The organism is Hanstruepera marina (genome assembly GCF_019880635.1).
Lineage (GTDB): Bacteria > Bacteroidota > Bacteroidia > Flavobacteriales > Flavobacteriaceae > Hanstruepera > Hanstruepera marina.
In genome coordinates this window covers 1,154,166-1,165,746 of the sequence record NZ_JAINVX010000001.1, presented here as the reverse complement: position 1 = coordinate 1,165,746, position 11,581 = coordinate 1,154,166, and the positions used below count along the sequence as shown (strand labels likewise).

Annotated in this window: 13 protein-coding genes; 5 read left to right on the top strand and 8 right to left on the bottom strand. The window is 31.8% G+C overall.

Annotation, left to right across the window (positions count from 1 at the left end; genetic code table 11):
* The first annotated feature begins 41 nt into the window (after positions 1-41).
* A complete protein-coding gene (locus tag K7G76_RS05460) occupies positions 42-2,027 on the top strand; it encodes a DUF349 domain-containing protein (protein WP_223033170.1) in 1,986 nt (661 codons plus the stop codon).
* Positions 2,028-2,254: 227 nt separating this feature from the next.
* Here the strand turns inward: K7G76_RS05460 and mazG are convergent, their stop codons facing one another.
* The 6 genes from mazG to ruvX all read right to left on the bottom strand — a co-directional run bounded on the left by mazG (position 2,255) and on the right by ruvX (position 6,000).
* Positions 2,255-3,028 carry a nucleoside triphosphate pyrophosphohydrolase gene (gene mazG / locus K7G76_RS05455; RefSeq protein WP_223033169.1) on the bottom strand — a complete coding sequence of 258 codons (774 nt, stop codon included), beginning with the start codon at positions 3,026-3,028 and terminating at the stop codon, positions 2,255-2,257.
* Positions 3,029-3,130: 102 nt separating this feature from the next.
* On the bottom strand, positions 3,131-3,553 hold the full coding sequence (locus tag K7G76_RS05450; protein ID WP_223033168.1) for a DUF5606 family protein: 423 nt from the start codon (positions 3,551-3,553) through the stop codon (positions 3,131-3,133).
* 53 nt (positions 3,554-3,606) lie between these two features.
* Complete coding sequence (gene def / locus K7G76_RS05445) at positions 3,607-4,197, bottom strand: peptide deformylase (protein WP_223033167.1); 591 nt, start codon at positions 4,195-4,197, stop codon at positions 3,607-3,609.
* Between the two features lie 115 nt (positions 4,198-4,312).
* The gene (locus K7G76_RS05440; protein WP_223033166.1) at positions 4,313-4,564 is read right to left on the bottom strand and encodes a hypothetical protein; all 252 of its coding nucleotides are present in this window, start codon (positions 4,562-4,564) and stop codon (positions 4,313-4,315) included.
* 278 nt (positions 4,565-4,842) lie between these two features.
* The gene (locus K7G76_RS05435; protein ID WP_223033165.1) at positions 4,843-5,436 is read right to left on the bottom strand and encodes a T9SS type A sorting domain-containing protein; all 594 of its coding nucleotides are present in this window, start codon (positions 5,434-5,436) and stop codon (positions 4,843-4,845) included.
* A gap of 153 nt (positions 5,437-5,589) precedes the next feature.
* A complete protein-coding gene (gene ruvX / locus K7G76_RS05430; RefSeq protein WP_223033164.1) occupies positions 5,590-6,000 on the bottom strand; it encodes a Holliday junction resolvase RuvX in 411 nt (136 codons plus the stop codon).
* A 120-nt stretch (positions 6,001-6,120) separates the two neighbouring features.
* On the opposite strand from ruvX, the gene K7G76_RS05425 reads away from it, so the two are divergent.
* Genes K7G76_RS05425 through K7G76_RS05415 form a run of 3 tightly spaced genes read left to right on the top strand, consistent with a single transcriptional unit; the run spans position 6,121 to position 8,759 of the window.
* Complete coding sequence (locus K7G76_RS05425) at positions 6,121-6,936, top strand: 2,3,4,5-tetrahydropyridine-2,6-dicarboxylate N-succinyltransferase (RefSeq protein ID WP_223033163.1); 816 nt, start codon at positions 6,121-6,123, stop codon at positions 6,934-6,936.
* Positions 6,937-7,995 carry a glycosyltransferase family 9 protein gene (locus K7G76_RS05420; protein ID WP_223033162.1) on the top strand — a complete coding sequence of 353 codons (1,059 nt, stop codon included), beginning with the start codon at positions 6,937-6,939 and terminating at the stop codon, positions 7,993-7,995.
* Between the two features lie 5 nt (positions 7,996-8,000).
* Positions 8,001-8,759 (top strand): glycosyltransferase family 2 protein, encoded by a 759-nt coding sequence (locus K7G76_RS05415; RefSeq protein ID WP_223033161.1) that lies wholly within the window; start codon positions 8,001-8,003, stop codon positions 8,757-8,759.
* Here K7G76_RS05415 and K7G76_RS05410 read toward each other — a convergent pair.
* The gene (locus K7G76_RS05410) at positions 8,756-9,523 is read right to left on the bottom strand and encodes a lipopolysaccharide kinase InaA family protein (RefSeq protein ID WP_223033160.1); all 768 of its coding nucleotides are present in this window, start codon (positions 9,521-9,523) and stop codon (positions 8,756-8,758) included. The genes K7G76_RS05415 and K7G76_RS05410 overlap by 4 nt on opposite strands.
* Before the next feature lie 90 nt (positions 9,524-9,613).
* Between K7G76_RS05410 and K7G76_RS05405 the strand changes: the two genes are divergently transcribed.
* Positions 9,614-10,687 (top strand): glycosyltransferase family 4 protein, encoded by a 1,074-nt coding sequence (locus K7G76_RS05405; RefSeq protein WP_223033159.1) that lies wholly within the window; start codon positions 9,614-9,616, stop codon positions 10,685-10,687.
* Here the strand turns inward: K7G76_RS05405 and K7G76_RS05400 are convergent.
* Positions 10,676-11,542 carry a hypothetical protein gene (locus K7G76_RS05400; RefSeq protein WP_223033158.1) on the bottom strand — a complete coding sequence of 289 codons (867 nt, stop codon included), beginning with the start codon at positions 11,540-11,542 and terminating at the stop codon, positions 10,676-10,678. The genes K7G76_RS05405 and K7G76_RS05400 overlap by 12 nt on opposite strands.
* Positions 11,543-11,581 lie beyond the last annotated feature (39 nt).

Sequence of the window (11,581 nt, the reverse complement as noted above, 5' to 3'; positions counted from 1 at the left end):
TCTTTAACGCTAGAGTATTTAAGAACCTTAACATTTATAAGATGTCAGAGCATGATAACCTGCAAGAAGCAGATGGAAAAAAAGATGAAATTCAATCTCAAACCGAAACCAAAACCTCAGAAGTAAACAAAAAAACAAATGAAACTGAAGGGGCTATAGAAAACTCTTTTGAAGAGTCATTAGAAACAGAAACAACTCCTGAAAAAACGACTCCAGAAGTTGAAAATAAAGATGAAGACGCTATAAATGAGATTGACGAATCTAATGCTGAAGACGCTGAAGATGAAGGCAATGCAGACAGACATCATATTGAGGAAAAAGAATATGATAAAATGTCTTTAGAAGAACTGGCTAACGAATTAGACAAGCTGGTTACCAAAGAAAAGGTTCAAGCCATTAAATCACATGTAGAGAGCATTCGCTCCGAATTTAAATCTAAATTCAACTCCCTTTTAGAGGAAAAGAAAGAAGAGTTTTTAAACGATGGTGGAAACGAAATAGATTTCTACTATTCAAGCCCAATACAGAAACGTTTTAAGGAAACCTACAAAGAGTATAGAAATAAACTAAATGCCTACTACAAGAACATTGAGAAAAGCTTAAAAGATAATCTTACCGAGCGTCTTGAAATAATTGAAGAAATAAAAAGCCTCATAAATGTAGAGGAAAACATAAACACAACATATAAGCATTTTAAAGAGCTACAAGAGCGTTGGAAAAATGCAGGGCCAATTCCAAGAGACAAGTACAACAATGCTTGGAACAGTTACCATCATCATGTAGAAATTTTCTATGACTTTCTTCACCTAAATCGCGATTTAAGAGATTTAGATTTCAAACATAATTTAGAGCAAAAGCTAAAAATTATTGAACGTGCTGAAGAATTGGCAAAAGACGATAATTTAAATCGTGCCTTTAGAGAGCTTCAGGTATTACATAAAATGTGGAAAGAAGAGCTAGGGCCTGTTGGCAAAGAACATCGGGAAGAAATTTGGGAACGCTTTAAAAGTGCCACCAAAACCATTCATGACAGACGCCAAGTATACTTTGCCGAACTCGATACCATTTATGAGAAAAACCTAGAAGTTAAACAAGACCTTATTTCGCAAATTCAAGCCATTGCAGAAAAAGGAGCAGATTCACATAATGCATGGCAAAATGCCATAAAACAAGTTGAAGAATTACGAAACGAATTTTTTAGCGCTGGTAAGGTACCCATTAAAGTCAACGAAGCTACTTGGGCAGAATTTAAAGAGGCTGTCAGACAATTTAACCGCAATAAAAATGCCTTTTATAAAAATCTGAAAAAAGCCCAATATGATAATCTCCAAAAGAAGCTGGATCTTATAAAAGTTGCTGAAGACAACAAAGACAGTGAAGATTTCCAGACCACTACCCCTTTGATGAAACGCATACAAAGTGATTGGAAGAAAATTGGCCATGTACCAAGAAAAAACAGTGATAAAATTTGGAAACAGTTTAAAACGGCATGTAATCATTATTTTGATAGACTTCATGCTGCAAAAGATGCTGCCAATGTTGAAGGTAATGAAGCTTATGCAGAAAAGGTTAAACTACTTGATACACTAAAAAACCTAGAATTAACTGGTAAAAAAGAAGACGATTTAGCGGCAATTAAAGTCATTATAAATTCTTGGAAAGAAGTAGGAAACGTACCTGGAAACAAACGTTATATAGAAGGTAAACTTCATAAAACTCTAGATGGTGTTTTCAAAAAATTAAAGCTTAACCCGAACGAAGGTGAAATGATAAAGTTTGAAACTAAATTAGAGAATTTAAGTAATGCTGAAGATTCTAGACATTTAGACAACGAACGTCAATTTATAAGAAAAAAGATAAATGAAGTTAAAGCAGAAATCAATCAATTAGAAAACAACTTACAATTTTTTCAAAATGTAAACGACGATAATCCTTTGGTTCAAGAAGTGCATAAAAACATTGAGAAGCATAAACAAGATTTAAATCTTTGGAAAACGAAGTTGAATAAAATAAAAAGTTTTTCCTAATAAACTAAATAACCAAAAAAAACTAAATCCCGCTTGTAGTATGAAAACTCAAGCGGGATTTTAGCTCTAACTAAACTAACTAAATAGTTATTTTCCCAACCAAAATAACCAACTTACCAAATGATACTTTTAAGGAAGTAAATTATGCTATTAATCAATTAAAAAAGCATCATTTGTTATATATACGGTTGTATTTGAATTTTGGATTTTTTTAGGATTAAAAAAAATTAAATATTTTTAGCTTCTTCCCAAAATCTATCCATCTCGGCAAGTGTCATATCTTTCAGGTTTCTATTTAACGCTTTAGATTTTTGTTCTAAATACTGAAACCGTTTGGAGAATTTTTTGTTGGTACGCTCTAAAGCATTTTCTGGGTTTACATTTAGAAATCGCGCATAGTTAACCAAAGAAAAAAGCACATCGCCTAACTCGCTTTCAATAGCGTCTTGATTATTTGATTCAACTTCAGATTGTAACTCGCGTATTTCTTCCTCAACTTTTTCCCAAACTTGATTAGGTTCCTCCCAATCAAAACCAACACCCGCTACTTTATCCTGAATTCTATTAGCCTTTACAAGTGCTGGTAAGCTTTTAGGCACGCCTTCCAAAACACTTTTCTTACCTTCCTTTAACTTCAGCTTTTCCCAATTACGTTTAACATCTTCTTCATTATCTACCTTTACATCACCGTAAATATGTGGGTGTCTATTAACTAGCTTATCACAAATGGAATTACAAACATCAGCAATATCAAAATCACTTGTCTCACTTCCTATTTTTGAATAGAAAACGATATGCAGAAGTACATCGCCCAATTCCTTTTTAACTTCTTCTAAATCATTATCTAAAATAGCATCACCCAACTCGTAAGTCTCCTCTATTGTCAAATGCCTTAAGCTTTCCATGGTTTGCTTTTTATCCCACGGACATTGCTCCCTCAATTCGTCCATAATAGTTAATAATCTATCAAAGGCTTTTAATTGATCTGCTCTAGAATTCATTTTTGAAGTTTTATTAAAATTACGATTAATATTGGTTTTCGATTTAATATAAAATAAAAAAATCCAGCTTCAGGCTGGATTTGTATATATGATTAATATAATTTATTCTTCCTCTTCAGCTGAAGCAACTTCAACCTCATCAAAACTCAATAAATCATGTTTCTGCAACAAATTATACCATTGTACAATTTTCTTTATATCACTGGCATAAACACGGTCTTCATCATAATCTGGAAGCACACCAAATAAATATTCTTCCAACACATCCTTACTATCTTTATGACTGATGGATGTTTCATTACCGTTTTCTTTATCGTGAATTAATTGAAAGACCTCTATAAGGGGTTTTTCTTCCGTTAACGTATAAATAGCTATTTCGCTTAAAATACTTACATTATGATGTATACCAACAGATAACCGTTTACCATCAATTAAAGATTCAGCAATAAAACCACTGCGTGTTTGAGTAATCATTTTGTATAAACCCGGTTTTCCGGCTATTGCTAATATTTTATCTAGACCCATAATCTTAATTTAAAGTGCGCAAATATCTTATGTTTACTATTGCTAAACAAGTATTATCTTTTCTTTTTTTGGTTTGGAAAACGCATTTTATAATCCACGTTAATCTTACCTTTCGATATATTGGATAGTCTACCTTTAATTAAACGTTTTTTTAAGCTAGATAGTTTGTCGGTGAACAAAATACCTTCTATATGATCGTATTCATGTTGAATAACTCGAGCAATCAACCCTTCAAAGGTTTCTGTATGTGGTTCAAAACTCTCATCAACATAAGAGATGGTAATTTTTGGTTTTCTAAAGACGTCTTCCCTTACATCCGGAATGCTTAAACACCCTTCATTGAATGCCCACTCATCACCTTCTTCTTCGATAATTTTGGCATTAATAAAAGTGCGCTTAAAATCTTTAAGGTTTTCCTGCTCTTCGGGAGATAAGTCTGGGTCTTCAGCAAACGGTGATGTGTCCACTAAAAACAGTCTAATGGGCAATCCTATTTGTGGAGCAGCCAATCCAACGCCAAAGGCATTGTACATGGTTTCATACATGTTATCCAACAACTCATTTAGTTTAGGATACTCTTTTGATATATCCTTACCCTTCTTCTTTAAAACCGGGTCTCCATAAGCTACAATAGGTAAAATCATTTATTTGCTATTTTTATTAGTGCAAAAGTACAATTCTTAAAGTAATACGCATAAAAAAACTCCTTTAATAAAAGGAGTTTTATTTACTATGGATATGAAATTATTTGTATAATAATTAACAAACAATGCTTTTATCAGCAACAAAAAACAAATCAACTTTACCTTTAAGTTTAGAATTTATTTTTGCATTTAAAATATCTTTCTTTTTAGCTGCAGTTTCTTTTATATTGATAATATCTTTTTCAGTATCAGTATTAGCAACATCAACAGCAACTATTTCTTTGTTCTGAATCTCTAAATTAGATTGTGCCTTTAAGCTATTTAAACCTAAAAATATAAAAACACATAAAATTAAAAATCGTTTCATTGTCTTATTATTTTAATTTGAGACATGACAAATATAGTATCGATGAAATGCATTAATGTAAAAAAATTGTTGAATCGTGACATAAAATCGATAATAAGATAAAGGCGTGTATTTCATCGATAAACGTAGTGTTAATAAACCTTTACAGAGGGTGTTTTATCGATTTAAGAGTTGGATAAAGAGCAAATAAACAGCTAGACAATACTAAAGTGCTTCAGTTAAGAACCCAAAAAAAGCCCCTTTTAAAAGGAGCTTTTAATCATTAATATTTAAAAATATTACTGTGTTACAATTAGCTTTTTGGTTACAGACGTCGTATCTGTACTAATTTTAAGCAGGTAAACTCCATTTGGAATATTTGATAATGACAATTGCTTTCTACTTAAATTAGTAATGCTATCTTTTAAAATCAATTTTCCGGTAACAGCATATAATTCAATATTGGCGCTTATGTTTTTGCCAAAAACAATATTTACATTTCCGTTATTTAATACTGGATTGGGAAATACCACTAAACTGTTAATAACAGATTCAAAGCTTTCTCGTGAAAGTGTTTCACCAGTAAGATCACCGCTGGTATATTCGCAAGTTGCCGAACCGAAATCAACAGTAAATTCATTAATGTTTGAAACAGGACTACCAGATGTTAAATCGTAAATAGATAGTGACATATCACAAGATGCTAAAGTAAATACGCTACCATCAACTGTTACGGTATCTGGTCTTTCTGCACAAGACAACGCACCAGGTTCATAATAGAAAAACAATGATGTTGAATTTGAAAATCCGTTAGCAGGACAAATTTGCGCTAAACAGTTATTAAAATAGAAAAGTGCAAATAAAAGCACTAAAGTTGGGTAAAGTTTTCTCATAATGATAAAGATTTGGTTTGGCCAAATATAATTTCAGGCTTTTTATTGTATTAATAAAATGGTTTAAATTCATAAAAATTCGATTATTTGAAAAACAAAAACCTTTAATCGTTAAAAACAAACGCAATATCGATATAAACTACTACATATCAGCTACTTGTAATGCAAATAACTCTGAAGTATTAGCGTAGCACTAATTTCATCAACCAAAGCCTTGTTTTGGCGCTTTTTTTTAGACAAACCACTATCAATCATAGTTTGAAAAGCCATTTTAGAAGTAAAACGTTCATCAATACGCTTAACGGGAATATCAGGAATAGCTTTTTCAAGTTTTTTAAGAAATGGTGAAATTAGAACTTCACTTTCAGATGCTTCATTGTTCATTTGTTTGGGTTCACCAACCAAAAACAATTCTACATGTTCTTTTTGAGTATAATCTTTTAAAAACGAAATAAGATTTTTGGTTTCTACTGTTGTCAGTCCTGATGCAATAATTTGCAACTCATCTGTTACAGCCAGACCTGTACGAACTTTTCCAAAATCTATTGCTAAAACTCTTCCCATATTGGTTGCAAATTTACCATTATTAATACAGAAGACCTATTGTTAGTATTGAATATTACACCTTTCTGTTTTAACAAACCAATTATACCTTTATCTTTGTCTTATTATTGAAATCTAACTATGAAACAACTACAACAGATTATAGAAAACGCTTGGGACAATCGCGAATTGCTAACCGATAAACTTACCATTGACAGTATACGAAATGTTATTGATTTAATAGATCAAGGTACATTACGTGTGGCAGAACCAACAGATAATGGATGGCAAGTTAATGAATGGGTAAAAAAAGCTGTAGTACTTTACTTCCCCATACAGAAAATGGAAACTTTTGAAGTTGGTATTTTTGAATATCATGATAAAATCCCACTAAAAACTGGCTATAAAGATAAAGGAATTAGAGTGGTTCCTCATGCAGTAGCAAGGCATGGAGCCTATATTTCAAAAGGTGTTATTATGATGCCTAGCTATGTAAACATTGGTGCTTATGTAGACGAAGGTACTATGGTTGATACTTGGGCTACTGTAGGAAGTTGTGCTCAAATAGGTAAAAATGTGCATCTTTCTGGAGGCGTAGGTATTGGAGGGGTGTTAGAACCTTTACAAGCTGCTCCTGTAATTATTGAAGACAATGCATTTATAGGTTCACGATGCATTGTTGTTGAAGGCGTAAAAGTTGAACGTGAAGCTGTATTGGGTGCCAATGTTGTTTTAACAGCTTCCACAAAAATTATTGATGTAACGGGCGATGAACCAAAAGAAATGAAAGGAATTGTTCCGGCGCGTTCTGTGGTTATACCCGGAAGTTATACTAAAAAATTCCCGGCCGGAGACTATAATGTTCCTTGTGCACTAATTATTGGGAAACGGAAAGAGAGTACAAATAAGAAAACATCACTTAATGACGCTTTGCGTGAATATGACGTTGCTGTATAAATGAAGATATTAGTAATTCAACAAAAAATGATTGGCGATGTCCTTACAAGCAGTATCTTGTTTGAAGCACTTCGTGAAGAATATCCTAAAGCTGAATTACATTACCTGATAAATACACATACCTATCCAGTTGTTGAAAATCATCCCTGTATTGATAAGTTTATCTTTTTTACGCCCGAAATAGAATCAAGTAAAAAAGAACTCCTCCAATTCGCAATATCTATCAAAAAAAAAGATTATGATATTGTAATTGATGTGTATTCAAAAATATCAAGCAACCTTATCACGCTGTTTTCGGGTGCCAAAACAAAAATATCGTATCACAAATGGTATACAACGTTAATTTATAATCATAACGTTAAACGCCTTAAAGCAACTTACAAAAATTGCGGACTAGCCCTAGTTAACCGCTTGCAGCTTTTAGAGCCCTTGGGTATTCAATTTAATCCTATTAAACCCAAAATTCATTTAACCTCAAGTGAAATTGAGGGCGCAAAAAAACTACTAACGGCAAATAACATTTTATTATCAAGACCTCTATTTATGATAAGTGTTTTAGGTAGTGGATTAAATAAAACATATCCTTTTGAATATATGGCAACCGTTATTGATGAAATTGTTGAAACAACAAATGGTCAAATACTGTTTAATTACATTCCCAATCAATTAGCTGAAGCTGAATCTATATTTAATGCTTGTAAACCCGAAACTCAAAAACAGATTTATTTTAATGTTTTTGGCAAAAGCCTACGTTCATTTTTAGCCTTAACCTCATGTTGTAATGCTGTTATTGGTAATGAGGGAGGAGCTATTAACATGGCTAAAGCTTTAAATGTCAAAACTTTTGCCATTTTTGCACCATGGATAGATAAACAAACCTGGAGTGTTTTTGAGGAAAAAGACGTCAATGAATCCGTACATTTAAAAGATTACAAACCTGAAATTTATACTGGTAAAATTGAAAAAGACATGAAGGCTGATGCCAAAAATTTGTATATTCAATTTAAACCTGAATGGTTTAAAGACAAATTAAATAACTTCTTAAAACCTTTTGCATAAACAGCATGATAAAACTGTCAGCAGTTATCATAACTTATAATGAAGAAGAACACCTAGAAAAGTGCTTGGAGTCTTTGGTTGGTATAGCTGATGAAATTGTTGTTGTTGATTCGTTTTCTACAGATAGCACACCAAAAATTTGCAAATCGTTTAACGTTAGTTTCCATCAGCAAAAATTCTTGGGTTACATAGAACAAAAAAACTATGCATTATCTTTAGCCAATTATAATCACATTTTATCCCTGGATGGTGATGAGGCTTTATCTGAAGAATTAAAAACTTCAATAAATAAGGTAAAAGAAGACTGGCAATATGATGGTTATTATTGTAACCGATTAAACAATTATTGTGGCCAATGGATTAGGCATTCTGACTGGTATCCCGATAAAAAATTGCGACTATTTAAAAAAGAATGTGGCGAATGGCAAGGCATTAATCCTCACGATAGATTTACTCTAAAACCAGACTTTAAATCAGGATTCATAAAAGGTGATTTATTGCATTGGATTTACAGAGATTATTCTGAGCACAATGAAAAGGTAGAACGTTTTTCTTCTATTGCTGCAGAAGCTTATTATAAATTAGGCAAACGCTCTTCAATATGGAAAATTATTTACCGACCAACTTGGGCATTTTTTAAAGCTTATTTTTTAAGACTTGGGTTTTTAGACGGGCTTAACGGATTTATTATTTGTGTACAGACCTACAATGTTACCTTCTTGAAGTATATTAAGCTTTACAGATTATGGCACCCTAGAAATTAATATTTTTTTGGTCGCCAAAACAGAATTTTATTTTTTATGCGTCTCTTTCTATGAAATCGGTTTTGGAACGCTTGGGTTTCTTTCCACATCAAATCAAAAACCTCATCATAATCTCTACCAATTAGCTTGGCATACTCATCGCTCATAACTTCAACCATTGATTTATGTATGGTTAATTTAGCAAAGTTTTTAATGCGTTCTTCAAAACTCATGGTTTCAAAACGCATCCTATTTAAATCAACTAAATAAAATTTATAGTTATTTTTAGCTGTTTGAATTAAAGTATTACCAGGTGAATGATCCAAAAAATTAATACCTTTTTCATGTAAATCATAGGTAAACCTTGTAAAGGCTCTCAAAATAGCTTCATGGTTCGGATAATTAAAATCCGTAGTTAATTCACGATAGGTTAAGTCGTAATGCAAGTGTTCACTTATATAGTAACTGTTTTTAAAAAACAGTCCGGATTTAAACTCAAAATAAGCTATTGGTTGTGGTGTTCCAATATTTAATTCCATAAGTGTATTGGCATACTCAAAAGAGCGTTGAGCTTTACTCTTTCTAAAAAATTTATAAGCTATTTTATTGAATATATTGGGTACTTTAAAAGATTTGACATTGATAGTCATGCCTTTTAAATCAAATAATTTTAACGAATTACGGTCTTGATTTCCAAAGTTTTCACCTCTGGTTTCATAATTCACAACAATTTCTTTTAGTAATTGCTCTTGAGCTTGAAACCCCTTATTTATCTTGTAATTCATAATACAATATTACAATAATATTTTGTTTTAATCTGTAATAAAATTAGCGGATAAGAGTCATTTTATTTACTTTGCAGGAAAGACTTTTCTATGCCAAATATTTGTTTAGAATCTCATAATATTGACAATTTATTTTTTGGGTTTGGACAATTCAATTACCATTTGATAAAAGGATTTTATGAACATCAAAAATTACTTAAAGATTCTAATTTAAATATTACATTAATTAGTAAGAATCCAAAAAAATTGGAACTTGAATTTGGCGAAGCATTCCGTTATAAAAAATATAAATCCCTGCATCGCAAAAGAGTTTTTAGTATAAAAACAAAATATGACTTATGGCATTCTCTAAATCAGAATACTAAAGTTGAACCCTATTTTAATCTCCCTTATTTATTAACCGTTCATGATGTTAATTTTATGGAAGAACTTAAGGGAAAAAAACTAAAAAAACGTGAAGAGTTATTTAAAAAAAAACTTGAGCGCAGCAAGGCTATAACTTACATATCTGAATATGCCAAGTCCATGACACATTCTTACTTTAATGTTCCTAAAGTCCCCGAATATGTGATTTACAATGGTAGTTCTAAACCTATTGAAATAGCCGATAACTATAAACCAGAATTTCTTCCTAAAGCAGATTTCCTGTTTACTATTGGTGAGGTTTTAGAGAAAAAGAACTTTCACACGTTGGTTGATATGCTAAAATATTTACCTAATCTGAATTTAATTATTTCTGGTAAAAAAACTACAGATTATGCCAAGTTTATTGAAAATAAGATATCAGAACATCAATTAGCTAATCGTGTGTTTTTAACTGGCAAGATAAGTGAAAATGACAAAGCCTATTATTTAAAAAACTGTTATGCCTTTTGTTTTCCATCATTACGAGAAGGTTTTGGCATTCCTCCTATTGAAGCTATGCAATATGGCAAACCTGTATTCTTATCTAACAAAAGCTCGTTGCCTGAAGTTGGCGGAAATCAGGCGTTCTATTGGGAACAATTTAATCCAGAGTATATGGCTGAACAGTTTAATAAAGGTATGCAGACTTACAATAGTAATCCTAATATGAGAAAAGCTATTATCAACCATGCCAATTCATATAATTGGTCTAAAACTGCTGAACAATATATAAGGCTTTACAACAGCTTACTTGAATAGAAACTTAAACCATTGGCCAAAGTTCTTTTTTGCTATGTAAAACTTTGAAGGTATAATGGCATTAATATTCATATTCTCACGGATTTCTTCTATAGTTTGACCTTCGCAAAACTCTAAATACTTCCATTTTTCAGGCTCAATATAAAAAAAGTCTTCTCTTTCTTTATAGTTATGTTTATTGGTAGTTCGCCATTTTTCCAAGAAGGCTTCTTTATTTTGGACTTCAATATTGTGTCCCCAATTATCTAGCTTAAAAACTAATTCATCTTCATCTCGAGCAATGCTTTCATGAAGTAAAATGTTTTGGGTATAAATTATTCGTTCTCTTGTAACTCTGGCGACTTTATAATTGGGGAAATTTGTAGCGACAACTGCTTTTGTTGGCGATTTTACAAATAAAATTCCATCGTCTACATACTTATACAAATTCACCGAATACATGGAAATCTGAATTTTGTGATTTTCAGGATTATCTAGATATTTGTCATACTTTCTTAAGTCTTTTACAAACTTTCCAAAATCCAACACATACTCGTCACTGTCTATTTGTATTAGCCAGTTACCAATACCCATTTTAAGAGAAAGCATGTGACGCTCGCGATTATCATTTTCTATGGCAATGAGGTTTGCGTCGTAAAAATCATCTTCGTAAAGTTCAATTTTATTATCAACATCAAACGCTTTAAGCCATTTAAAAAAAGAATCGTCTATAGTAAAAGTTTCACCTGCCCAAGTTCTATTCTTGTGGTCTTTAGCAATAAATATAGCATCAGCATCTTGATAAACTGGTGGTATGGATTTTTTTAATTTCTCATAATCATAAGACAACAAAAATCCGACGTGAATTTTTTTCATAATTAAACAGGCTTTAGAACATCACTGCTCAAAAATAGT

Excerpts from the sequence above, each read along its gene's own strand:
- K7G76_RS05410 (WP_223033160.1), bottom strand. The coding sequence starts at position 9,523 with ATGAATTACAAGATAAATAAGGGGTTTCAAGCTCAAGAGCAATTACTA.
- K7G76_RS05440 (WP_223033166.1), bottom strand. The coding sequence starts at position 4,564 with ATGAAACGATTTTTAATTTTATGTGTTTTTATATTTTTAGGTTTAAAT.
- K7G76_RS05420 (WP_223033162.1), top strand. The coding sequence starts at position 6,937 with ATGAAGATATTAGTAATTCAACAAAAAATGATTGGCGATGTCCTTACA.
- ruvX (WP_223033164.1), bottom strand. The coding sequence starts at position 6,000 with ATGGGAAGAGTTTTAGCAATAGATTTTGGAAAAGTTCGTACAGGTCTG.
- K7G76_RS05435 (WP_223033165.1), bottom strand. The coding sequence starts at position 5,436 with ATGAGAAAACTTTACCCAACTTTAGTGCTTTTATTTGCACTTTTCTAT.
- K7G76_RS05425 (WP_223033163.1), top strand. The coding sequence starts at position 6,121 with ATGAAACAACTACAACAGATTATAGAAAACGCTTGGGACAATCGCGAA.
- K7G76_RS05405 (WP_223033159.1), top strand. The coding sequence starts at position 9,614 with ATGCCAAATATTTGTTTAGAATCTCATAATATTGACAATTTATTTTTT.
- K7G76_RS05460 (WP_223033170.1), top strand. The coding sequence starts at position 42 with ATGTCAGAGCATGATAACCTGCAAGAAGCAGATGGAAAAAAAGATGAA.
- K7G76_RS05400 (WP_223033158.1), bottom strand. The coding sequence starts at position 11,542 with ATGAAAAAAATTCACGTCGGATTTTTGTTGTCTTATGATTATGAGAAA.
- def (WP_223033167.1), bottom strand. The coding sequence starts at position 4,197 with ATGATTTTACCTATTGTAGCTTATGGAGACCCGGTTTTAAAGAAGAAG.
- K7G76_RS05450 (WP_223033168.1), bottom strand. The coding sequence starts at position 3,553 with ATGGGTCTAGATAAAATATTAGCAATAGCCGGAAAACCGGGTTTATAC.
- K7G76_RS05415 (WP_223033161.1), top strand. The coding sequence starts at position 8,001 with ATGATAAAACTGTCAGCAGTTATCATAACTTATAATGAAGAAGAACAC.
- mazG (WP_223033169.1), bottom strand. The coding sequence starts at position 3,028 with ATGAATTCTAGAGCAGATCAATTAAAAGCCTTTGATAGATTATTAACT.